This window comes from Polaromonas sp. P1_H6 (assembly GCF_056405195.1).
In genome coordinates this window covers 59,372-80,611 of the sequence record NZ_JBFUCN010000006.1, presented here as the reverse complement: position 1 = coordinate 80,611, position 21,240 = coordinate 59,372, and the positions used below count along the sequence as shown (strand labels likewise).

22 protein-coding genes are annotated in these 21,240 nt (G+C 64.6%); 12 read left to right on the top strand and 10 right to left on the bottom strand.

The window, feature by feature from the left end; genetic code table 11:
* Window positions 1-3: 3 nt before the first annotated feature.
* A complete protein-coding gene (locus tag AC1D1F_RS07450; protein ID WP_477676518.1) occupies window positions 4-855 on the bottom strand; it encodes a 2-keto-4-pentenoate hydratase in 852 nt (283 codons plus the stop codon).
* Between the two features lie 42 nt (window positions 856-897).
* On the opposite strand from AC1D1F_RS07450, the gene pcp reads away from it, so the two are divergent.
* Window positions 898-1,593 carry a pyroglutamyl-peptidase I gene (pcp, locus tag AC1D1F_RS07445; protein WP_477676519.1) on the top strand — a complete coding sequence of 232 codons (696 nt, stop codon included), beginning with the start codon at window positions 898-900 and terminating at the stop codon, window positions 1,591-1,593.
* Here pcp and AC1D1F_RS07440 read toward each other — a convergent pair.
* Together AC1D1F_RS07440 and AC1D1F_RS07435 are read right to left on the bottom strand one after the other, a co-directional pair.
* A complete protein-coding gene (locus AC1D1F_RS07440) occupies window positions 1,586-1,843 on the bottom strand; it encodes a hypothetical protein (protein ID WP_477676520.1) in 258 nt (85 codons plus the stop codon). The genes pcp and AC1D1F_RS07440 overlap by 8 nt on opposite strands.
* Window positions 1,844-1,896: 53 nt before the next feature.
* A complete protein-coding gene (locus AC1D1F_RS07435; protein ID WP_477676521.1) occupies window positions 1,897-2,283 on the bottom strand; it encodes a hypothetical protein in 387 nt (128 codons plus the stop codon).
* 157 nt (window positions 2,284-2,440) lie between these two features.
* Here AC1D1F_RS07435 and AC1D1F_RS07430 point away from each other — a divergent pair, with 157 nt between their 5' ends.
* From AC1D1F_RS07430 to AC1D1F_RS07420, 3 genes are all read left to right on the top strand, one after another.
* Window positions 2,441-3,358 (top strand): delta(1)-pyrroline-2-carboxylate reductase family protein, encoded by a 918-nt coding sequence (locus AC1D1F_RS07430; protein WP_477676522.1) that lies wholly within the window; start codon window positions 2,441-2,443, stop codon window positions 3,356-3,358.
* 84 nt (window positions 3,359-3,442) lie between these two features.
* On the top strand, window positions 3,443-3,865 hold the full coding sequence (locus AC1D1F_RS07425) for a universal stress protein (protein WP_477676523.1): 423 nt from the start codon (window positions 3,443-3,445) through the stop codon (window positions 3,863-3,865).
* A gap of 85 nt (window positions 3,866-3,950) precedes the next feature.
* Complete coding sequence (locus AC1D1F_RS07420; protein WP_477700688.1) at window positions 3,951-4,835, top strand: alpha/beta hydrolase; 885 nt, start codon at window positions 3,951-3,953, stop codon at window positions 4,833-4,835.
* A 21-nt stretch (window positions 4,836-4,856) separates the two neighbouring features.
* Here the strand turns inward: AC1D1F_RS07420 and dcd are convergent, their stop codons facing one another.
* The 3 genes from dcd to AC1D1F_RS07405 form a co-directional block, all read right to left on the bottom strand.
* Window positions 4,857-5,432 (bottom strand): dCTP deaminase, encoded by a 576-nt coding sequence (gene dcd, locus AC1D1F_RS07415; RefSeq protein WP_436158004.1) that lies wholly within the window; start codon window positions 5,430-5,432, stop codon window positions 4,857-4,859.
* Between the two features lie 116 nt (window positions 5,433-5,548).
* Window positions 5,549-6,445 (bottom strand): response regulator, encoded by an 897-nt coding sequence (locus AC1D1F_RS07410; RefSeq protein ID WP_477676524.1) that lies wholly within the window; start codon window positions 6,443-6,445, stop codon window positions 5,549-5,551.
* On the bottom strand, window positions 6,438-9,824 hold the full coding sequence (locus tag AC1D1F_RS07405) for a hybrid sensor histidine kinase/response regulator (protein ID WP_477696522.1): 3,387 nt from the start codon (window positions 9,822-9,824) through the stop codon (window positions 6,438-6,440). The genes AC1D1F_RS07410 and AC1D1F_RS07405 overlap by 8 nt, the downstream gene beginning before the upstream one ends.
* A gap of 202 nt (window positions 9,825-10,026) precedes the next feature.
* Between AC1D1F_RS07405 and urtA the strand changes: the two genes are divergently transcribed.
* The 8 genes from urtA to AC1D1F_RS07365 all read left to right on the top strand — a co-directional run bounded on the left by urtA (window position 10,027) and on the right by AC1D1F_RS07365 (window position 17,744).
* Window positions 10,027-11,289: an urea ABC transporter substrate-binding protein gene (urtA, locus tag AC1D1F_RS07400; protein WP_477676526.1), complete on the top strand. Its 1,263-nt coding sequence runs from the start codon at window positions 10,027-10,029 to the stop codon at window positions 11,287-11,289.
* A 130-nt stretch (window positions 11,290-11,419) separates the two neighbouring features.
* The gene (gene urtB, locus AC1D1F_RS07395) at window positions 11,420-12,334 is read left to right on the top strand and encodes an urea ABC transporter permease subunit UrtB (protein WP_477676527.1); all 915 of its coding nucleotides are present in this window, start codon (window positions 11,420-11,422) and stop codon (window positions 12,332-12,334) included.
* Window positions 12,335-12,373: 39 nt separating this feature from the next.
* A complete protein-coding gene (gene urtC / locus AC1D1F_RS07390; protein ID WP_477696523.1) occupies window positions 12,374-13,561 on the top strand; it encodes an urea ABC transporter permease subunit UrtC in 1,188 nt (395 codons plus the stop codon).
* Window positions 13,562-13,593: 32 nt separating this feature from the next.
* A complete protein-coding gene (urtD, locus tag AC1D1F_RS07385) occupies window positions 13,594-14,337 on the top strand; it encodes an urea ABC transporter ATP-binding protein UrtD (RefSeq protein WP_457280956.1) in 744 nt (247 codons plus the stop codon).
* A gap of 23 nt (window positions 14,338-14,360) precedes the next feature.
* Window positions 14,361-15,050: an urea ABC transporter ATP-binding subunit UrtE gene (gene urtE, locus AC1D1F_RS07380; protein WP_436157998.1), complete on the top strand. Its 690-nt coding sequence runs from the start codon at window positions 14,361-14,363 to the stop codon at window positions 15,048-15,050.
* Window positions 15,051-15,092: 42 nt separating this feature from the next.
* Window positions 15,093-16,322, top strand: a complete 1,230-nt coding sequence (fmdA, locus tag AC1D1F_RS07375) for a formamidase (RefSeq protein WP_477676529.1) — start codon at window positions 15,093-15,095, stop codon at window positions 16,320-16,322.
* Between the two features lie 17 nt (window positions 16,323-16,339).
* Window positions 16,340-16,681, top strand: a complete 342-nt coding sequence (locus tag AC1D1F_RS07370; protein WP_477676530.1) for a zinc ribbon domain-containing protein — start codon at window positions 16,340-16,342, stop codon at window positions 16,679-16,681.
* Between the two features lie 25 nt (window positions 16,682-16,706).
* A complete protein-coding gene (locus AC1D1F_RS07365; RefSeq protein ID WP_477676531.1) occupies window positions 16,707-17,744 on the top strand; it encodes an aliphatic amidase in 1,038 nt (345 codons plus the stop codon).
* Window positions 17,745-17,759: 15 nt separating this feature from the next.
* Here the strand turns inward: AC1D1F_RS07365 and guaD are convergent, their stop codons facing one another.
* The 4 genes from guaD to AC1D1F_RS07345 form a co-directional block, all read right to left on the bottom strand.
* Complete coding sequence (gene guaD / locus AC1D1F_RS07360; RefSeq protein WP_477676532.1) at window positions 17,760-19,046, bottom strand: guanine deaminase; 1,287 nt, start codon at window positions 19,044-19,046, stop codon at window positions 17,760-17,762.
* A gap of 58 nt (window positions 19,047-19,104) precedes the next feature.
* Window positions 19,105-19,467, bottom strand: a complete 363-nt coding sequence (locus tag AC1D1F_RS07355; RefSeq protein ID WP_477676537.1) for a 6-pyruvoyl trahydropterin synthase family protein — start codon at window positions 19,465-19,467, stop codon at window positions 19,105-19,107.
* A gap of 23 nt (window positions 19,468-19,490) precedes the next feature.
* A complete protein-coding gene (queE, locus tag AC1D1F_RS07350) occupies window positions 19,491-20,126 on the bottom strand; it encodes a 7-carboxy-7-deazaguanine synthase (RefSeq protein WP_477696524.1) in 636 nt (211 codons plus the stop codon).
* 431 nt (window positions 20,127-20,557) lie between these two features.
* Entirely contained in the window at window positions 20,558-21,202 is a 645-nt protein-coding gene (locus AC1D1F_RS07345; protein ID WP_477676533.1) for an FMN-dependent NADH-azoreductase, read from the bottom strand.
* Window positions 21,203-21,240 lie beyond the last annotated feature (38 nt).

The following is a 21,240-nucleotide window of genomic DNA, read 5'->3' as shown; positions in this document are numbered from 1 at the left end:
CGGCTACTCGAACCGGACCACCAGCCCCTTGAGCGCGCCGGCTACGGACCCGGACGCCTCGATCTCGGTGTGCCAGGTCTGCCCTGCCCGCACCGGCCAGGCATCGGTCAGCGTACCGGTGGTGATGATGTCGCCTGCCTGCAAAGCCGGTGCGCCCGGCGTGGCGCGCAGCTCACGCACAAAATGCAGCAGCGCCTGCACCGGGCCGTCCAGCACATTGGCGCCCACGCCCTGGTCCTTGAGCACGCCGTCGCCGTAAAGCTTGAGCTTCAGGCCCGTGAGCGATGCCATCAGCGCTTCGGGCGCCGTGCCGGCGGCCAGCTTCACAGGATGGCCCACCAGCAGCCGGCCATGCAGCCCGCCGTCGGCCACGGCCTGCGCGGCGCTGAACTTCCAGCCCGGGAAATGCGTGTGCACGATTTCATAACCGTGCGCCACCCAGTCAATGGCCGCCACCAGTTGCTCGGCCGAACAATCGGGCGGCGTCGCCTCGCGCAGGCCGAACACCACCTCGGGTTCTATGCGCGGCTCGCACAGGCCCTTGAGCGACAGCACGCCTTCGTTAGGCCCAGCGGCATCGACACGCGCCAGGCTGCTGTGCCACACCGTGCCCCAGATAGGGCCGTAGACCTCATAACGCGGCCAGATGGTCCGGTTGGTAAAGCCGACCTTGTAGCCCACCGGGCTGTCGCCCTGCCCACTTCGCGCGGCACGCACGGCCAGCGCGGTGGCATAGGCCAGCGGCACATCGGCCGGCACGGCGGCGGGCCAGGGCAGCGGCTGGGCTTCGAGGCGAGCGCGGGTCAGGTCGGCGACCAGCGCGGAAAGGTCCGGATCGGGTGCGGGGATATTCATGGGGGCATGGTAGCCAAAACGCCGCCGCCTTCACAATGGCGCATGCCCGCAGCCCCCACCTCCTCCGCCTCTTCCGCCTCGCCACTTCCCCGCGTCCTGCTGACCGGCTTCGATCCCTTTGGCGATACCGGGCACAGCAGCTTGCCCCTGAATCCCAGCTGGATGGCGGTGAAGGCGCTGGGCGGCAAGCGCATAGGCGGACACCTCGTGGTGGCGGCGCAACTGCCCACCGTGTTCCAGGCCTCCATGGATGAACTCACACGGCTGCTTCGGCTGCACAAGCCGGCGCTGGTGATCTGCATCGGCCAGGCCGGCGGGCGCGGCGCGATTTCGCTGGAGCGCATCGCCATCAACGTCAACGACGCCCGCATTCCCGACAACCTCGGCGCGCAACCCGTCGACACGCCAGTGGTGGCGGGCGGGCCGGCGGCCTATTTCAGCAGCCTGCCCATCAAGGCCATGCTGCAGGCGCTGCAAGCGTCGGGTGTGGCGGCCGAGGTGTCGCAAACCGCCGGCACCTTTGTCTGCAACCACGTGTTTTATGCGCTCATGCATGCGCTGGCCACCAGGCGCGGCTTCAAGCGCACGCGCGGCGGCTTCATCCATGTACCTTATCTGCCCGAACAGGGCGCGCCCAGCCTGCCGCTCGAGGAGACGGTGCGCGGGCTGCGGCTGGCCGTGGCAACGGCCTTGTCAACGACGCATGACATCGCCAAAGGCGCCGGAACCGTCAGCTAGCGTCCGGGCCGGTTTTGCCGTCCCGCGCGGGCGCGGCAGGTTCGTCGCGCAGCAGCCGCCACAGCAAAAAAGTGCCGAGGATGGCATTGCCCACGGCGAAGCCGGTGAGCAGCAGCGTGGCCCAGGCGTTCAGCGGACGGTTGTGCACCACCCAGGCCAGCAGCGGCGACAGGCTGTTGAGCGTGAGCATCAGCCAGAACAGCGGGTTGCGCGGCTGGTAAAGCCGTGAAAGAGGGCGTGACGGTTGCATCGTGAGTGAATGCTAACCGCGGCGGCCCTACGCGGGCCTGACAACAGGCAACCCTAACGGACGGCGAAGGACGCGGCCATAAAGCCCCGCGGCGAACGCACCGGGCGGGCCGGCATCACGCTGCCCGCGGAACTGGAGGCCTCGGCAAAAGCCGCTTCCCTGGGCACGCTGTCGGCGGCGGGCGGCGTCGAAGCGCCGGCGACGACGCGAGCCTGCTGGATGCAGTTGTGGCGCGCGGCGCCCGCGCTGGTTTCCATGCAATGCGCGATCGCCGCGAGTTCCGCCTGCCGCTGCTCGTCACGCAGCTTGGCCTTGGCGACCTGCGAATCGGCCACAAAGGCCATGGCGGCCAGCTGGCACAGGATCACCAGGCCCGCCGCCACCATCAGCAGCGTCTTGTAAGGCATTTCATCGAATTTCATCAGATGTTCAGAGAACATGGCGACCTCCCTTGGGTTACACCATGCTAGGCCGGCATTGCAATAGTCCATTCGGCGCCTTGCCCGTCGCGCTGTAGGATAAAAACCTTTCGTGACATTCGGCCGAGGCGCCGGGCCACCCACCACTTCCCGGGCCATCCCGCTTACCATCGCAGGCATGACGCTCCACCCGTATCCCACCTCGCTGGACGCCGGACAGACCGCCGCGCGGCTGCCCTACCCGCTGCTGGTCACCGAACTCATACGCCTGCTCAAGGACGAGTCGGTGCAGGTTCCGCAGCGGGTGGTTCAGGCCCTGCCCGGCGGCGGCAGCCTCTTCGTGATGCCGGCGCTGGATGCCCGCACCGCGATCGCCAAGCTCATCACCCTGACCCCCGCCAATGCCGGCACTGGCCTGCCCGCCATCCAGGGCGACGTGGTGGTGTTCGACGTGGCCAGCGGCCGGCGCCGGCTGATGCTGGACGGCCCCACCGTCACCGCCAGGCGCACCGCCGCCGTCTCGCTGCTGGCCGCCCAGCGGCTGGCGCCCAACACGCGCGGGCCCATGCTGATTGTCGGCGCCGGCGTGCAGGGCGTGGCCCACCTCGAAGCTTTTGCCCAAGGCCTGGGCGTGCGCGATTTCCGCATCAGCTCGCGCAGCCACGCCAGCGCCCAGGCCCTGGCGCAGCATGCGCAGTCGCTGGGCCTGAACGGCCGCGTCGTGCCCGACGCCGATGCCGCGCTGGCCGACTGCCCGCTGGCCGCTACCTGCACACCCGCCGGCGGCGTGGTGCTCAGCGCCCTTCCGCGCGACGACGGTTTCATCAGCGCCGTCGGCGCCTACACGCCGGCCATGGTGGAACTCAGCGCCGCGCTGTGCCAGTACGTCGCGGCGCAGGGCAGCGTGCTGGTCGATACCCCCGACGCCGAGCATGAAGCCGGCGACCTGCTACAGGCCGGCCTGGACGTGGCCCGCTTCGCCAGCCTGGGCGAGGTGATACGCCAGGACATGAAAAAACCCGACGGGCCGGTGCTGTTTAAAAGCTGCGGCTGGGCGGGTTGGGACCTGGCCGCCGCGCGCACGGCGCTGGCCTGAGCGGGCCGGGCAAGCAGGCGCTCACCTACAGCAATATGGCGGCGCCGGTGTTACGCTGGCCCGTCCAAACCCGGAGATAAAACCATGAAGATTCTGTTCGCTGCCGACGGCAGCAAGTACACCAAAAAAGCCCTGGCCTTCCTGGTCAACCATGAAGACCTCGCCGGCGCCGAAGGCGAAGTGGTGGTGATCAACGTGCAGGCGCCGGTCCCGGGCCGCGTCAAGAGCATGCTGGGCTCGGCCAACGTCACGGCCTACCATGCCGAAGAATCCCAAAAGGTGCTGGCGCCCATAGAACGCTTCCTCAAGCGCCACAAGATGGCATTCAAAACCGTCGCAGTGGTCGGCTCGCCCACCGCTGAAATCCTGCGCGCCGCCAAGCGCGAGAAAGCGCACCTGATCGTCATGGGCACGCACGGCCAGGGACTGCTGAGCCGGGCGCTGATCGGCAGCGTGGCCCAGCGCGTGGTCGCGGAGAGCGAGACGCCGGTGTTGCTGGTGAAGTAGCAAGCCTCCCCGCGGCGCTGGCCGGGCTCCGGGATTTACCGGATACTCGCCCTCACACCACAAGGAGACCGAGATGGGGACGAACATGGGATTCCAGTCAATTCGAAAACTGCTGGGCTGGCTGTTGCTGGCACTGCTCGCGGCCACCGCGCCGCTGGCGCTTGCCGGCGAGGTCACCGCCAGGTCCTTCAGCTCAAAGGCCCTGAACGCAGACTACCGCTACACCCTCTACCTGCCGGACGGCTATGAAAACGGCCGGTTGCGCTACCCGGTGATTTTTTTGCTGCACGGCAACGCCGGCGACCAGAACGACTGGCTGGTCAAGGGCCAAGTCCAGGCGACCATGGACACGCTGGTCCGGGAAGGCCGCGTCCAGCCGGCCATCATCGTGATGCCGGGCGGCGGCACCAGCTGGTGGGTGGACGGCAACAAGGACAAGGCCGAAACCGCGCTCATCAAGGAGCTCATCCCCCACATCGACAGCAACTTCAGGACCATCAACGCGCGCGAAGGCCGCATGATCGCCGGCCTGTCCGCCGGCGGTTTCGGCACGGTGAATGCCGTTTTCAAATACCCTGAGCTGTTTGTTTCCGCCGCGGCATTGAGTCCGGCAATCTATTCACCGACACCACCGGCCCATTCTTCGGCCATGCAGGTCGCGCCGTTCCAGCTTAACGGCAAGTTTGACCAGGCCTCGTGGGACCGCCTGAACTACACCGCCAGTTGGGAAGCCTACAAAAGCAAAAAAGTCGTGGTGCCGATGTATATCAACAGCGGCGACCACGACACTTTTTCCATCGCCTATCACTCGGCCGGCCTGTTCCAGAAATTGTTTGAGTACCAGCCCAAGCTGGTGGAATACCGCGCCGTCGACGGCGACCATGAATGGGCGGTCTGGCGCGACACCATAGGCGATGCCCTCAAATACATGAGCGGCTTTGCCAGCCGCCCCCAGGTCGCCAAGCCCTGAGCCCTCCCCCCGGGAGAGCCGTCAGGCCTTCGGCAGCGTCACCCCAACCTGCCCCTGGTATTTCCCGCCGCGGTCCTTGTACGAGACTTCGCAGACGTCGTCCTTGTCGCTCTCGAAAAACAGCACCTGCGCGCAGCCTTCGCCCGCGTAGATCTTGGCGGGCAGCGGCGTGGTGTTCGAGAACTCCAGTGTCACGTAGCCTTCCCATTCGGGCTCAAACGGCGTGACGTTGACGATGATGCCGCAGCGCGCGTAGGTGCTTTTGCCCAGGCAGATGGTCAGCACATTGCGCGGGATGCGGAAGTATTCGACGGTGCGCGCCAGCGCGAAGCTGTTGGGCGGGATGATGCAGCTGTCGCCGTGGAAGTCGACAAAACTTTTCTCGTCGAAGTTCTTCGGGTCGACCACGGTGCTGTGGATATTGGTGAAGACCTTGAACTCGGGCGCGCAGCGGATGTCGTAGCCGTAGCTGCTGGTGCCGTAGCTGATGATCTTCTGGCCGCCGGCCGCGGCGCGTATCTGGCCGGGCTCGAAGGGCTCGATCATGCCGGTGGTTTCCGCCATGCGGCGTATCCATTTGTCGCTCTTGATGCTCATTCGGGGAAACTCCTCACTGTTCCCTGATTGTAGGCAAGCCGGGCGTCTACCCAGATTGGGAATCCCTCACGCTATGGATTCAGGAGCAGCCAGCCCCCGCCCACCAATGAAAACGCTCAAAACACGTGTCCGGTCGCCAGCGCCGCGGCGGCCGCCCGGGTCTCGACGCCGAGCTTTTCAAAAATATGCTCCAGGTGCTTGTTGACCGTCCGGTGGCTCATGCCCAGGATGTCGCCGATGTCGCGATTCGTCTTGCCCTTGGCCAGCCAGGAGAGAACCTCGGTTTCACGCGGCGTCAGCGCGGCATTGGCCAGGCGCGAAGGCGAGGCGGCGTTCGCGCCGCGCTGCTCCAGCAGCAGCATGGTCTCGCCTATGCCGACCCGGCCCATGTTGCGCACCGACAGCTGCACACCGGCCAGGGCCAGCAGCACCTCGCCGCTGTCGCCCTCCAGCGCCGGATAGACCGCATCCGGCAGGCGCCCCGGCTGCGCTCCGCCTTCCGCAGCCCGCAGCCACAGGGCCGCCTGCGGCGAGCGCCAGGCAATGCGCCCGCGCGCATCGACCAGCACCACGCCGAAGCCGGCCACGTCCACGGCCTCGCGCGCCAGCCGTGTCATGCGCGCATTGCGCGTGTGGGTGTGCAGGCGCGCCACCACCTCCTGCGCGCGCAGCGGCTTGACGACGTAGTCGACACCGCCGCAGGCAAAACCTTCCAGCACGTGCGGCGTCTCCGACAGGCCTGTCATGAAGATCACCGGGATGTGCGCCATCACGGGGTTGGCCTTGATCTGCCGGCAGGTGTCAAAGCCCGAGAGGCCGGGCATGACGGCGTCCAGCAGGATGGCGTCAGGCGCCACCAGTTCCAGACGCTGCAGGGCCGAATCTCCATCGCGCGCCACCAGCACGGTGTAACCCTCGCCCTCCAGCGTGTCGCACAGCATGCCCAGGCTGCTGGGGGCGTCGTCGACCACCAGCACCACGGGACGCTGTTGTTCTTCAGTGGCCTCAAGCATCGACACCCTCCGTCAAATGATCGAGCAACAATTCGAGTTCGCATCGGCTCACAAAGCCGCGCAGCCGCGCGCAGCTGGCGGCCAGCGAGGGGTCTTCGGCCGTGACGCGGTCCAGCAGGCGGTGCAGGCCGTGCACGTGGCCCAGCTTCACCAGGCGTATCAACCCGGCGCGAGCCTCCTCGGGCAGGCCCAGCGAAGCTTCCCCGGACGAGCCCGCCACGCCGGCCGCCAGCGGCGCCGGCGAGACCACCGAGGTCACCCATTCCAGCCCCAGGTGGCGCTGCAAGGCGTCCATCAGCTCGGATTCGAGCACCGGCTTGCCGACAAAGGCCTGGCAGCCCGAGGCCTTCAGGCGCGAAGCCTGGTTCTCGAACACATTGGCCGACACCACGATGATGGGCACGCTGTCGTAGCCCCGGTGGCGTATCTGCAGCGCGGTTTCCCAACCGTCCAGGTCGTCCATGGTGATGTCCAGCAGGATCGCGTCGGGCACCGCGTCCTTGAGGCTGTCTATGCATTCCAGGCCGCTGGCCGCCTCTTTCACGTCAAAGCCCAGCGGCGTGAGCATGCCGGCCAGCATCTGGCGCTGCACCGGCTGGTCGTCGACCACCAGCAGCGTCCTGCGCTTGCCGAAGAAGCCGGCGATCTGGTGCGGCGGGTCGGCCATCGGGCCGGGGTCGTCGATCTCGCGCAGGTACAGCCGCACGCTGAAGGTGCTGCCCTTGTCGGGCTCGCTCCGCAGGCTCAGGTCGCCGCCCATCAGCGCGGTCAGCAGGCCGGTGATGGTCAGGCCCAGGCCGGTGCCCGGCTCGCCGCGGCGGCGGCCCGCGGCGCCGCGCTCAAAGGGCAGGAAGATGCGTTGCTGGTCCTGCGGCGCGATGCCTATGCCGGTGTCCACCACGTCGAAGCGGATCACCTCGCGCCGGCAGTCCACATGCAGCTTCACGCTGCCCGTGTCGGTGAACATCACCGCATTGCTCAGCAGGTTGATGATGATCTGGCGCAGCCGCTTGGCGTCGGCCTGCACCCAGGCCGGCATGCGGCCGCTGTGGGTGTAGAAAAAATCCACGCCCTTGGCCTCGGCCTGTGGCCGCACCATGCTGACCAGGCCTTCGAGGAAGTCGGGCAGCGGCACCGGAATCGGCTCCAGCCGCAGCCGGCCGGCCTCGATGCGCGCCAGGTCGAGCAGGCCGTCGACGAGTTGCAGCAGGTGCTCGCCGCTGCGCTGTATGGTCTGCACGGCTTCGCGCGGCGTGCTGGCCAGCGCCTCGCTTTTCAGCAGGATTTGTGAATAGCCCAGGATGCTGTTAAGCGGCGTGCGCAGCTCGTGTGTCATGCCGGCCACGTAGCGCGTCTTGGCCTGGTTGGCCGACTCGGCCACTTCCTTGGCGGTTTGCAACGCCGCGTCGGTGCGCTGGTGCGCCTCGATCTCGCGCGACAGCAGCTGGTTCTGCCGATTCGACTCGTCCTGCGCCATGCGCCGGCTTTCGCTGCCCAGCACCACCCACCAGCTGCAGACCGCGACGATCAGCAGCAGCATGGCGAACACTTTCACGAAGGCCGAGCGCAGCAGGCTCGAGAGATCACCCGAAGCCGGGAAGGTGGTCTCCTGCATGTAGACCATGCCCATCACCGTGGCCAGCAGCGCGCACAGCGAGAGCATCACCACCATGTAGTGGCCGACGCGGAAGTTGACGCGGCTCGACAGCGCGCTGGGCAGCAGCTTGCTCAAAAATTCCTCAGCCTGCTCGGCGGCGCGTGAGCGCGTCTTGCAGCGGTCGTGGCAGCGCGACTCCAGCGTGCAGCACAGCGAGCAGATGGGCGCGCCGTAGGCCGGGCAGCTGGCCATGTCTTCGGCCTCGAAGGCGTTCTCGCAAACGTGGCAGCGCACCCTCTGGCCGGGCACACCCATGGCCTGCGGCTTGCGCGCGACGTAATAGCGCCCCTTGGTCAGCCAGGCCAGCAACGGCGACAGCACCAGCGCCAGGCCCAGCGCGATAAAAGGCGAAAAGGCCTCGGCCTTGGGGCCCATGGCGCCGGTATAGGCGAACACCGACACCACCGTCGCCAGCAGCATGGAGCCCAGGCCCACCGGGTTGATGTCGTACAGATGCGCGCGCTTGAACTCGATGCCCGGCGGGCTCAGGCCCAGCGGCTTGTTGATGACGAGGTCGGCCACCAGGGCGCCCACCCAGGCAATCGCCACGTTGCTGTAAAGCCCCAGCACTTTTTCGAGCGCCGAAAAAACATCAAGCGTCATCAAGAGCAGCGCGATGGCGACGTTGAACACCAGCCACACCACACGCCCCGGGTGGCTGTGCGTGAGGCGCGCGAAGAAGTTGGACCAGGCCAGCGAGCCGGCGTAGGCATTGGTCAGGTTGATCTTGAGCTGCGACACCACCACAAAAACCACGGTTGCGGCCAGTATCCAGGCCGGGTCGCTGAAGACGTAGGCGAAGCCGGCCAGGTACATCTGCGTGGGCTCCACCGCCTTGGCGGCCGGCAACTCGTGCTGCAGCACCAGAAAGGCCAGGAAGGCGCCGCCCAGCATCTTCAGCATGCCCAGGACTATCCAGCCCGGCCCGGCCATCAGCACCGCCGCCCACCAGCGCCGGCGATTCGCATGCGTCTTTTCAGGCAGGAAGCGCAGAAAGTCGACCTGCTCGCCGATCTGCACCACAAGCGAGAACGCCACGGTGGCCGCCGCACCAAACATGAGCGGGTCGAACTCGCTGCTGCCCGAGGTGCGGCCGGTGAGGCCCGTGAAGTCGGAAAACGCCTGCGGATTCTTCCAGAGCACCGCCAGGTAGGGCAATAACAACAGCACGCCCCACAGCGGCTGCGTCCACATCTGCAGGCGCGAGATCAGCGTGATGCCGCGAACCACCATGGGCACGATGACCACCGCACTGATCACGTAACACCAGGCGATGGGAATATCGAGGTACATCTGCAGCGCCAGCGCCATGATGGCCGCCTCCAGCGCGAAGAAGATGAAGGTGAAGCTCGCGTAGATCAGCGAGGTGATGGTCGAGCCCAGGTAGCCGAAGCCGGCGCCGCGCGTCAGCAGGTCCATGTCGACGCCATAGCGCGCCGCGTAATAGCTGATGGGCAGGCCGGTGAAGAAGGTGATCAGCCCCACTACCAGGATGGCCCACAGCGCGTTGGTGAAGCCGTAGTTGAGCGCGATGGCGCCGCCTATCGCCTCCAGCGCCAGGAAGGACATGGCGCCGAAGGCCGTGTTGCCGACACGCCACTCCGACCACTTGCGAAAGCCGCGCGGCGTGTAGCGCAGCGCGTAGTCCTCAATGGATTCGTCGGCCACCCAGGCGTTGTACTCGCGTCGAATACGAAAAATTTTCTGGGTGGCGATGGTCAAGGCGGTCTCCGTCAAACGGCCGTAGGGCTGCGGCAACGCACCCAAAGCGTTCCGCAAGAAGTGTGCCCGTTGCACCAAAAAGGGTGGCTACGTTGATTGACGTATAGGGATGCGCAGCCCTTGTGAACATGATTCACCTGACTTCAACGCAAGCCTTCACCTCTTCAACCGTTCACCGTTTCATCAACCGCAGGAGCCCAGCATGTCCAACGACGATCGCGACCCATCTTCCTTCATCAACCGCCGCCGCCTCATGCAGGGCGTCGCCGCGGCCCTGCCGCTGGCCGGCCTGCCCGGCTGGGCGCAAGCCCAGCAATTCCCCACGGCCAAGGTCAACACCACCAAGCTGGCCGTCACCGACACCGAAGTGACCGTGGGCCAGTTGCACTCGGCCACCGGCACCATGGCGATTTCCGAAACAGGTTCCATCCAGGCTGAGCAGCTCGCCATCGACCAGATCAACGCCATGGGCGGCGTGCTGGGCCGCAAGATCAAGGTCATCAAGGAAGACGGCGCCTCCGACTGGCCGACCTTCGCCGAAAAGTCCAAAAAGCTGCTGGTCAACGACAAGGTCGCCGCCGTGTTCGGCTGCTGGACCTCGGCCTCGCGCAAGGCCGTGCTGCCCATCTTCGAAAAAGAAAACGGCATGCTCTACTACCCGACCTTTTACGAAGGCCTGGAGCAGAGCAAGAACGTGATCTACACCGGCCAGGAAGCCACGCAACAGATCCTCTACGGCCTGGACTGGGCTTCGAAAGAAAAGAAAGCCAAGACCTTCTTCCTGGTCGGCTCCGACTACATCTGGCCGCGCACCTCGATGAAGATTGGCCGCAAGCACATCGAAACCCACCTCACCGGCAGCAAGGTCGTCGGCGAAGAGTACTACCCGCTGGGCCACACCAACTTCAACTCGCTGATCAACAAGATCAAGGTCGCCAAACCCGACTGCATCTTCATCGCGGTGGTGGGCGGCTCCAACGTGGCCTTCTACAAGCAGCTGAAAGCGGCAGGCGTCACCGCCGCCAAGCAGTTCCTGCTGACCATCTCGGTCACGGAAGACGAGGTGCTGGGCATAGGCGGCGAAAACATGAACGGCTACTACGCCTCCATGAAGTACTTCCAGTCGCTGGACAACCCCAACAACAAGGCCTTTGTGACCGCCTTCAAGGCCAAGTACGGCAAGGATGCGGTGATCGGCGACGTGACGCAGGCCGGCTACCTCGGCCCCTGGCTGTGGAAAGCCACGGTCGAGAAAGCCGGCAGTTTCGACGTGGACAAGATCGCCGCGGCTTCCACCGGCATCGAGCTCAAGACCGCGCCCGAAGGCTACGTGAAGCTGCATGAGAACCATCACCTGTGGAGCAAGGCCCGCATAGGCCAGGCGCAGGCGGACGGCCAGTTCAAGGTGGTGGCCGAATCTCCGGCCCTGATCGAACCGAATCCCTTCCCCAAGGGTTACCAGTAAGCGGCGGCGCTGGCTCCTACCGGTTCACTCCGCCATGCGACGGGGTGAGCCGGCAGGGGCTTCTTCTTTTCTTCCGCGCAGACGCATTGCCTTTTTGACGTTGACCCACCCGCCGCACCGGAGCCCCACCATGAATCTTTCCGAAATGCTCAACATCGGCCTGATGCAAGGCTTTGCCGGGCTCAGCCTGTTTTCCGTGCTGCTGCTCATGGGCCTGGGCCTGGCCATCATCTTCGGCCAGATGGGCGTCATCAACATGGCGCACGGCGAGTTCATGACCATAGGCGCTTACACCATCTACCTGTTTTCGCACCTGTCGGAGGCCTACGCGCCCGGCTTTGTGCAAGCCTACTTTCCGTTTGCCATCGCGGCAGCCTTCATCTTCGCCTTCGCCGCCGGCTGGCTGGCTGAATGGGCCTTCATACGCCACCTTTACAAGCGCCCGCTGGACACGCTGCTGGCCACCTGGGGCCTGTCGCTGGGCATGCAGCAGATCTTCCGCACCACCTTCGGCGCCAAGGAAGTCAGCCCCACCCTGCCCGACTGGCTCATGGGCTCCTGGGCGCCGGCGCCCGGCCTGGACATCCCGATCAACGGCCTGTTCGTGATGGCGCTCACGCTGGTGGTGACCTGCGGCGTGCTGGTCGCGCTGCACAAGTCGCGCTGGGGCCTGCGCGTGCGCGCCACCGTCGCCAACCGCGTGATGGCCAACGCCACCGGCATCAACACCAAAAAGACCGACCGCCTGACCTTTGCCATCGGCTGCGGCATCGCCGGCGTGGCCGGCGCGGCCTTCACCACCATCGGCTCCACCGGCCCGACCAGCGGCTCGCTCTATATCGTCGACGCCTTCCTGGTCGTCACCTTCGGCGGCGCGGCCAGCCTGCTGGGCACCGTGGTCTCGGCCTTCGGCATCGCGCAGACCCAGTCCATCGCCGAGTTCTTCATGACCGGCTCCATGGCCAAGGTGCTGACCCTGATGACCATCGTGACCATCCTGATGCTGCGCCCGCAGGGGCTGTTCGCCTCCAAGGTACGGCGTTGAGCTTTCACCTTATTCCCATCTAGACAACCGGAGTTTTTCATGAACAGCCTCAAGCAATGGATAGTGCGCAACGGCCTGGGCAACGTCGCCCTGCTGGCCCTGGTGCTGCTGGTGGCCTTTCCTCTCGCGCTGGATCTGTTCCGCCTCAACCTTGTGGGCAAATACCTCAGTTATGCCTTCGTCGCGCTGGGCCTGGTGATGTTGTGGGGCTACGGCGGCGTGCTGAGCCTGGGCCAGGGCGTGTTCTTCGGCCTGGGCGGCTACGGCATGGCGATGTTTTTGAAGCTTGAAGCCAGCGACCCCGTCACCACCAAGATCCAGTCCACGCCCGGCATCCCCGACTTCATGGACTGGAACCAGCTTACCGCGCTGCCGATCTGGTGGAAGCCTTTTCAATCCTTTCCGCTGACCTTGCTGCTGATCCTGGTCGTGCCCACGCTGCTGGCCTTCATCATCGGCTACGCCATGTTCAAGCGGCGTGTGGGCGGCGTCTACTTCGCCATCATCACGCAGGCCGTGGCGCTGATCCTCACGGTGCTCATCATCGGCCAGCAGGGTTACACCGGCGGCGTCAACGGCATGACCGACCTGAAGACCATCCTGGGCTGGGACACGCGCACCGACAGCGCCAAGTACATCCTCTACTTCCTCACAGCCGGCTTGCTGCTGGGCGCCATCGTGCTGTGCACCTGGATACAGAAGAGCAAGCTGGGCACGCTGCTGCTGGCCATGCGCGACAAGGAAGACCGCGTGCGCTTTTCCGGCTACGACGTGGCAATGTTCCGGGTCTTTGCCTTCTGCTTCGCGGCCATGCTGTCGGCCGTGGGCGGTGCGATGTTCACCCTGCAGGTCGGCTTTATGTCGCCCTCGCTGGTCGGCATCGTTCCCTCGATTGAGATGGTGATCTTCGCCGCCGTCGGCGGGCGCATGTCGCTGGTGGGCGCGGTCTACGGCGCGCTGCTGGTGAACTTCGGCAAGACCTATTTTTCCGAGAGCTTTCCCGATCTCTGGCTGTTCCTGATGGCCGGCATGTTCCTGGGCGTGGTGCTGGCCTTCCCCGATGGCCTGGCCGGCGTCTACACGCAGCGGGTCAAGCCCTGGCTGGCCAAATGGTTTGCGCGGCGCGAGAAGGTCGCGCCGCCTGCCGCCCCGCCCATGGCGTCTCCACAAGCCGCAGCCCCTGAAACGCCCACGCTGCCTGCCGGCCTGAGCGGCCAACGGACCTGAAAACCAAGGAAGCCACCATGATCGCGCCCGCCATGACCCCAAACGACTTTGTGCTGTCGGTCGAAGACCTGACAGTGTCCTTCGACGGCTTCAAGGCCATCGACAGCCTGAACCTCTACGTCGACCAGAACGAGCTGCGCGTGATCATAGGCCCCAACGGTGCCGGCAAGACCACGCTGCTGGACCTGATCTGCGGCAAGACGCGGGCCAGCCACGGCCGCATCAAGTTCAAGAACGCTGAGATGACCAAGCTGCCCGAATACCAGATCGTGCGCTCCGGCATAGGCCGCAAGTTCCAGACGCCGTCCATCTACGAAAACCTCAGCGTGTTCCAGAACCTGGAAGTGTCCTTCCCGCGCGGGCGCGGTGTGTTCGGCGCGCTGTTCTTCAAGCGCAGCGAAGAAGTCAAGGCCCGCGTGCAGGCCGTGGCGGCCGAGATCGGCCTGGACGGCCAGGTGGACACCGAAGCCGGCCTGCTCTCGCATGGGCAAAAGCAGTGGCTGGAGATCGGCATGCTGCTGATGCAGGACCCGGAGCTCCTGATGCTGGACGAACCGATTGCCGGCATGAGCGTGCGCGAGCGCGAACTGACGGCCGAGCTGCTCAAACGCATCTGCAAGGGCCGCGCCATGATCGTCATCGAGCACGACATGGAGTTCGTCAAGCGCATCGCCGACAAGGTGACCGTCATGCACCAGGGAAAGATCCTGGCCGAGGGATCGATGGAAAAAGTGCAGGCCGATCCGCGCGTGATCGACGTGTACCTGGGCCATTAAGCCGCAAGCACCAAGGAACCACCATGCTCAACGTCAACAACCTCCACGTCAGCTACGGCCAGAGCGAGGCGCTGCACGGCATCAGCTTCTCTGCCAAGAAAAACGAAACCGTGGCCATCATGGGCCGCAACGGCATGGGCAAGACCACGCTGTTCAAGTCGCTGATCGGCATCCTGCCGCTCAAGTCCGGAACGATTGAAGTCGACGGGCTGGACATCTCCAAGGACGAGAGCTACCAGCGCGTCGCCAAGGGCGTGGCCTACGTACCGCAGGGCCGCATGATTTTCCCGACGTTGACGGTGCAGGAGAACATCCTGACTGGCCTGGAGAACGCCAAACACAAGCAGATCCCGGACGAGATCTACGCACTGTTCCCGGTGCTCTTCGACATGCGCGGCCGCAAGGGTGGAAACCTCTCGGGCGGCCAGCAGCAGCAGCTGGCGATTGCCCGCGCGCTGGTGACCAACCCCAAGGTGCTGCTGCTGGACGAGCCGACCGAGGGCATACAGCCTTCCATCATCAAGGACATCGCGCGCGCGCTCAACGAGATCCGCAAGATGCGCGAAATCACGATTGTGGTGTCCGAGCAGGTGCTGAGCTTCGCGATGGACGTGGCCGACCGGCTCTTCGTCATTGAGGGCGGCCAGCTGGTACACGAAAGCACCCGCGCCGGCACCGACACGGCGCGCATCAAGCAGTTTCTTTCCGTCTGATTTTTCTTTTTCTTTTTATTCATCACCACCAGGAGATATGGCATGACCGACACGCTGATCAAGGTTGACCTGACGAAGTCACCCACCCTCAACGAAAACATCCACAACCGCTGGCACCCGGACATCCCCATGGCCTGCTGGGTCAACCCGGGCGATGATTTCATCCTGGAAACCTTCGACTGGACCGGCGGCTTCATCAAGAACAACGACAGCGCCGACGATGTGCGCGACATCGACCTGAGCACCGTGCACTACCTCTCGGGCCCGGTCGGCGTCAAAGGCGCCGAGCCCGGCGACCTGCTGGTGGTCGACCTGCTGGACATAGGCGCCAAGCAGGACAGCCTCTGGGGTTTCAACGGCTTTTTCAGCAAGAAGAACGGCGGCGGCTTCCTGACCGACCATTTCCCCGAAGCGCAGAAATCGATCTGGGACTTCAAGGGCATGTTCACGAGTTCGCGCCACGTGCCGGGCGTGAACTTCGCCGGCCTGATCCACCCCGGCCTGATAGGCTGCCTGCCCGACAAGGCCATGCTGGAGATGTGGAACACGCGCGAACAGGCGCTGATCGACAGCGACCCGACGCGCACCGGCCTGGCCAACCCGCCTTCGGCCGGCACCGCCCACATGGGCAAGATGACGGGCGCGGCGCGCGACAAGGCCGCGGCCGAGGGCGCGCGCACCGTGCCGCCGCGTGAACACGGCGGCAACTGCGACATCAAGGATTTGTCACGCGGCTCCAAGGTCTTCTTCCCGGTCTACGTCGATGGCGCGGGCCTGTCGGTGGGCGACCTGCACTTCAGCCAGGGCGACGGCGAAATCACCTTCTGCGGCGCCATCGAGATGGCCGGCTGGGTGCACATGAAGGTCACGCTGATCAAGGGCGGCATGGCCAAGTACGGCATCAAGAACCCCATCTTCAAGCCCAGCGTCATCACGCCGCGCTACGACGACTATTTGATCTTTGAAGGCATCTCGGTCGACGAGGCCGGCAAGCAGTACTACCTCGACGTGAACGTCGCCTACCGCCAGGCCTGCCTGAACGCCATCGAGTACCTGAAGAAGTTCGGCTACTCGGGCGCGCAGGCCTATTCCATCCTGGGCACGGCGCCGGTGCAGGGCCACATCAGCGGCGTGGTCGACGTGCCGAACTCCTGCGCCACGCTGTGGCTGCCGACCGGTATCTTCGACTTCGACATCAACCCGAACGCCTCCGGGCCTATCAAGCACATCGACGGCAAGATCAGCATGCCGCTGTCGCCAGACCTGCGTTGAGACACAAAGGAAGCGCCATGCCTACCTACGACTACGACTGTCCGCAATGCGGCTGCTTCGACGCGCTACGCTCGGTCTCCATGCGAAACCAGGCGGCCGCCTGCCCTGGCTGCGGTGGCCTCTCGGCGCGCATTTTGTCCGTCGCGCCCGCGCTGGCCTTGATGGAAGACGGTGCGCGCCGCGCCATGGACACCAATGAACGCGCCCGGCATGAGCCCAAGCGATCCGGTGACTACGCGCGGCTCAAACACCCGGCCGGTTGCGGTTGCTGCTCCAGCGGCAAACGCGGCGCCACGCTGACCGCGCCCAACGGCAACAAGGCCTTTCCCAGCAAGCGCCCCTGGATGATCAGCCACTAAAGCCACTCTTCACAAGGAGCACGACATGATTCACGGCGACATTTCAAGCAGCAAGGACACCGTCGGCGTGGCGGTGGTCAACTACAAGATGCCCAGGCTTCACACCAAAGCCGAGGTGGTGGAGAACGCGAACAACATCGCGCGCATGCTCGAAGGCATGAAGAAGGGCCTGCCGGGCCTAGACCTGGTGATCTTCCCCGAGTACAGCACTCACGGCATCATGTACGACAGCAAGGAGATGCATGAGAACGCTGCCACGGTGCCGGGCTTTGAGACCGAAATCTTCGCGGCCGCCTGCCGGCGCGCCAAGGTCTGGGGCGTGTTCTCGCTGACCGGGGAACGGCACGAAGAGCACCCGCGCAAGGCGCCCTACAACACGCTGATCCTGATGAACGACCAGGGCGAGATCGTGCAGAAGTACCGCAAGATCATGCCCTGGGTGCCGATCGAGGGCTGGTACCCCGGCGACCGCACCTATGTGAGCGACGGGCCCAAGGGTATGAAGATCAGCCTGATCATCTGCGACGACGGCAACTACCCCGAGATCTGGCGCGACTGCGCGATGAAGGGCGCCGAGCTCATCGTGCGCTGCCAGGGTTATATGTACCCGGCCAAGGAACAGCAGATTTTGATTTCCAAGGCCATGGCCTTTGCCAACAACACTTATGTGGCGGTGGCCAACGCCTCGGGTTTTGACGGCGTGTATTCCTATTTCGGCCATTCGGCGCTGATAGGCTTTGACGGCCGCACGCTGGGCGAATGCGGCGAGGAGGAAATGGGCGTGCAGTACGCGGCGCTGTCCAAGAGCCTGATCCGCGACTTCCGCCGCAACGGCCAGTCGGAGAACCACTTGTTCAAGCTGCTGCACCGCGGCTACACCGGCATGATCAACTCCGGCGACGGCGACAAGGGAACACCCACCTGCCCGTTCAGCTTTTACGCCGACTGGCTGCGCGACCCCGAGGCCGCGCGCAAACAGGTGGAGTCGTTTACGCGGACGACGATTGGCACGGATGAGGCACCTATGGAGGGGATTCCGAACCAGGGCAGTGTGACGGCCTGAACGGCCGGCCCAGCACTAAGGCAGGGCCTGCGAAATCACCGTGCGTTCTATCACCCGGTCATCCCCCAGCACAATCAGCGCGAACAGCAGTTCGCCCAGATTGGCCGCCAGCGCGGTCTTGCGCGCCAGCAGCGGCGTGGCCTGCGGGTTGAGCACCACGAAGTCGGCTTCACAGCCGGGCTGCAGATTGCCCACTACGCCTTCCAGCCCCAGCGCGCGCGCCGCGCCCGCGGTGTGCTGCCACCACAGCTGCTGGGGCGTGAGCGAGAGGCCGGGCTTGGTCTGCCCTTCTCGGCCCACGTAATACGCCGCAAGCATCGTGTGAAACGGGCTGAAGGAAGTACCGCCGCCCACGTCGCTGGCCAGGCCGTAGGGAAAGCCCACGCGCTCGGCGCCTTCGTAGTCAAAAAATCCGCTGCCCAGGAACAGGTTGCTGGTCGGGCTGACGGCCGCGGCCGTGCCGGTGGCGCGCATCAGCGCGCGGTCTTCGTCGTCGATGTGGATGCAATGCGCATACACGGCGCGCGGGCGCAGCAGGCCGAACTGTTCATAGACGCTCAGGTAGCTGCGGGCCTCCGGATACAGCCGGCGCACCCAGGCGATTTCGTCCTTGTTCTCGGCGACGTGCGACTGTATCCACACGTCGGGGTATTTGGCGGCCAGCTCGCCGGCGCCGCGCAGCTGGGCTTCGCTGCAGCTGGGCACAAAACGCGGCGTGATCGCATAACCGAGCCGGTCCACGCCGTGCCAGCGCTGGATCAGGGCCTCGGTATCGGCCAGGCTTTGCGCGGTGTCGTCACGCACGCCCTCGGGCGAATTCTGGTCCATCAGGCATTTGCCGGTCATCAGGCGCAGGCTGCGGTTTTGCGCTTCGGTGAACAGGGCATTGACAGATTCGGGATGCGAGGTGGCGAAGGCCAGCGCGGTGGTCACGCCATTGCGCAGCAGCTCGTCCAGGAAAAAACCGGCGGCCTCCGCGCTGTGCCCGGTGGCCGAGAAGCGGCTTTCTTCGGGGAAGGTGTAGTTCTCGAGCCAGGGCAGCAGGCCGTCGGCCGGTGAGCCGATCACGTCGAGCTGCGGGTAGTGGATGTGCATGTCCACAAAACCCGGCGCGATGATGCGGCCCGGCAGGTGTTCGGTGGGCAGGTCGGCAAAGCGTGAAGCCAGCGCCTCATAGCTGCCCACGGCCTGGACCACCTGGCGCCCTTGCGGGTCGGGTCCCACTACCAGCAGCCCGTCGGCCTCGTAGGCGGCCTGGGCGGGACCGGTGAAATACAGCAGGGCGGCGCGGTAGGCTTTCATGGGTGCTAGGTTACCGCAGCCCGTGAGCCTTGCGATATGTAAAAACCGATAAGGCTTATCAGCGGCTCACGCGGCAGCCGTCGCCCAGCGAGGCGCGCCAGACGCGCACCGAGGTCAGCCCCGGCAAACGCGCATCGAGCTTGCGAAAGATGAACTGGCAAAGGTTTTCGAGCGTGGGCGGGCCCAGGTCTTTGACGCCGTCGAGCAGATGGTGGTCCAGCTCCTCGCGCAGCGCGGCGATTTCGCGCCGCACCAGGCCCAGGTCCATCACCATGCCGGTGGCCGCGTCGGGCTCGCCGGCCACAAACACCTCGGCGTTGTAGGTATGGCCGTGCACACGCTTGCTGCTGTCGGCCTCGATGGCGCGCTTGAGCGTGTGGGCCGCGTCGAAGTAAAAAGTCTGGCTGATCTCGCAGCGCATGGGTTCTGGCGTGGGAAGCTTTTTCATCGGATGCCCGTGATCTTGTGGGTCTGCAGGCTGAGCCGCCAGGCCGGGCGCGCCATGCACAGCTGTATGCACGTTTCGGTATTCTGCTGGCGCTGCGGGTTGTCCATGGGCTGCAGGTAGCGATGCGTGAAGTCGGCGGCCTCGAGCTCGGCCAGGTCAAAGCTCGGCTGGGGCCACACCACCTTGAGCTCCTGGCCCGCGCGCTGCACCCAGGGCGCGCCGGCCTTGGGGCTCACGCAAATCCAGTCTATGCCCTCGGGCGCGGCGATCGTGCCGTTGGTTTCGACCGCGATCTGGAAGCCGCGCGCATGCAGGGCCGCGATCAGTTCCGCATCGACCTGCAGCAGCGGCTCACCGCCCGTCATCACCACAAAGCGGTGCGCGCTGTCGCCCGCCGGCCACTGCGCGGCAATGCGCTCGGCCAGCGCGTCGGCACCCCGGAACTTGCCGCCCAGCGTGCCATCGGTGCCCACGAAGTCGGTGTCGCAGAACTGGCAGACGGCGGTCGCGCGGTCCTGCTCGCGGCCGGACCAGAGGTTGCAGCCGGCAAAGCGGCAGAACACCGCAGGCCGCCCGGCATTGGCGCCCTCGCCCTGCAGCGTGTAGAAAATTTCCTTGACCTGGTAGCTCATGGCGCGGCTTTCGCGCGGCCACGGCCGCAGCCCACCATGGGCGGTAGCCGGTGGGAAGCAAGGGGTGAAGCGGAAGAAATAAAACAGGCGCCCACACAAGCCGAAAGACCGGGGGTCGCGAGGTTTTTATACATGGTAGTCCTCTACATGGCCCCGGAATGAAAGCAAATGCCGGCGCGCCGAGGCAGCACGCAGGCCCTGATTTTAACGGTTCAGGCCAAGCGGTTCACACCATAAGTGGGTCAGATTTCGACGGAATTCAACAAACTTGGGCAAAACATCCACGGATTTTCAGCACTACCGGCTCCAACTCGATCTCTGCTGGCGGGAGCTCAGCCCTCGGGAAAGGGCGGAGTTTGATCCATTGAGTCAGCTGACGACGAGCGTTAAAGCTCGACAGGCAAGAAAATTTAGGAGGACTCGCGGCAATCTCACGCTTTTATCGTCGGGGTGATGGCAAGCAACTTTGCTTCCTGTGCAGCGCCGGCCCGGACCAATCGATCGGTCTCAGTACCGAACAGTGTCTTTTCCATCACTATGCTGTCGACTTTCGTAACACCAACGGAGCGGAGCCAAATTTCCAAGTAGGCTTTTTGAAAGTCCCAGACCGCGGCCGGAGTCGCACCTTCGGCAGAGAAATCCATTCCGCGACCGTAAATGCAGACGGCTCTGGTGTCGTTCATCATTCCGAGCATCCCGCGTTCATCAAATGTAAAGAGGACATCCTTTTGAGAGACGACATCGATGAGATGCTTCAATTTATACGGAATGCCGAAATTCCACATTGGGACGGCAAAGATCAATAGGTCTGCGGCTTTGAATCTTTCGCCAAGTGCGGTGATTCCGTTCCATGCTGCCTGCTGTTCCTCGCTGCGTGTGTTGCCTTCCAGGCCAGCGTATTTGGCGTGCAAAGCAGCACCATCAAATTCAGGGAGTTCGAAGTCCCATAAGTCAATTTTGTCAACACGAACACTTGGGAACTGTTGTTTGAGGGTTTCCAGAAATACGTGCGCCACCTCAATTGTCGCGGAGATTTGTTTGCGAGGCGAGGCCTCAATGTACAGCACAGTCTTCATACGTTCGCTCCGGTTAGTAAAAAACAAAGGGATGGTAG

Excerpts from the sequence above, each read along its gene's own strand:
- AC1D1F_RS07450 (WP_477676518.1), bottom strand. The coding sequence starts at position 855 with ATGAATATCCCCGCACCCGATCCGGACCTTTCCGCGCTGGTCGCCGAC.
- pcp (WP_477676519.1), top strand. The coding sequence starts at position 898 with ATGCCCGCAGCCCCCACCTCCTCCGCCTCTTCCGCCTCGCCACTTCCC.
- AC1D1F_RS07440 (WP_477676520.1), bottom strand. The coding sequence starts at position 1,843 with ATGCAACCGTCACGCCCTCTTTCACGGCTTTACCAGCCGCGCAACCCG.
- AC1D1F_RS07435 (WP_477676521.1), bottom strand. The coding sequence starts at position 2,283 with ATGTTCTCTGAACATCTGATGAAATTCGATGAAATGCCTTACAAGACG.
- AC1D1F_RS07430 (WP_477676522.1), top strand. The coding sequence starts at position 2,441 with ATGACGCTCCACCCGTATCCCACCTCGCTGGACGCCGGACAGACCGCC.
- AC1D1F_RS07425 (WP_477676523.1), top strand. The coding sequence starts at position 3,443 with ATGAAGATTCTGTTCGCTGCCGACGGCAGCAAGTACACCAAAAAAGCC.
- AC1D1F_RS07420 (WP_477700688.1), top strand. The coding sequence starts at position 3,951 with ATGGGATTCCAGTCAATTCGAAAACTGCTGGGCTGGCTGTTGCTGGCA.
- dcd (WP_436158004.1), bottom strand. The coding sequence starts at position 5,432 with ATGAGCATCAAGAGCGACAAATGGATACGCCGCATGGCGGAAACCACC.
- AC1D1F_RS07410 (WP_477676524.1), bottom strand. The coding sequence starts at position 6,445 with ATGCTTGAGGCCACTGAAGAACAACAGCGTCCCGTGGTGCTGGTGGTC.
- urtA (WP_477676526.1), top strand. The coding sequence starts at position 10,027 with ATGTCCAACGACGATCGCGACCCATCTTCCTTCATCAACCGCCGCCGC.
- urtB (WP_477676527.1), top strand. The coding sequence starts at position 11,420 with ATGAATCTTTCCGAAATGCTCAACATCGGCCTGATGCAAGGCTTTGCC.
- urtC (WP_477696523.1), top strand. The coding sequence starts at position 12,374 with ATGAACAGCCTCAAGCAATGGATAGTGCGCAACGGCCTGGGCAACGTC.
- urtD (WP_457280956.1), top strand. The coding sequence starts at position 13,594 with ATGACCCCAAACGACTTTGTGCTGTCGGTCGAAGACCTGACAGTGTCC.
- urtE (WP_436157998.1), top strand. The coding sequence starts at position 14,361 with ATGCTCAACGTCAACAACCTCCACGTCAGCTACGGCCAGAGCGAGGCG.
- fmdA (WP_477676529.1), top strand. The coding sequence starts at position 15,093 with ATGACCGACACGCTGATCAAGGTTGACCTGACGAAGTCACCCACCCTC.
- AC1D1F_RS07370 (WP_477676530.1), top strand. The coding sequence starts at position 16,340 with ATGCCTACCTACGACTACGACTGTCCGCAATGCGGCTGCTTCGACGCG.
- AC1D1F_RS07365 (WP_477676531.1), top strand. The coding sequence starts at position 16,707 with ATGATTCACGGCGACATTTCAAGCAGCAAGGACACCGTCGGCGTGGCG.
- guaD (WP_477676532.1), bottom strand. The coding sequence starts at position 19,046 with ATGAAAGCCTACCGCGCCGCCCTGCTGTATTTCACCGGTCCCGCCCAG.
- AC1D1F_RS07355 (WP_477676537.1), bottom strand. The coding sequence starts at position 19,467 with ATGCGCTGCGAGATCAGCCAGACTTTTTACTTCGACGCGGCCCACACG.
- queE (WP_477696524.1), bottom strand. The coding sequence starts at position 20,126 with ATGAGCTACCAGGTCAAGGAAATTTTCTACACGCTGCAGGGCGAGGGC.
- AC1D1F_RS07345 (WP_477676533.1), bottom strand. The coding sequence starts at position 21,202 with ATGAAGACTGTGCTGTACATTGAGGCCTCGCCTCGCAAACAAATCTCC.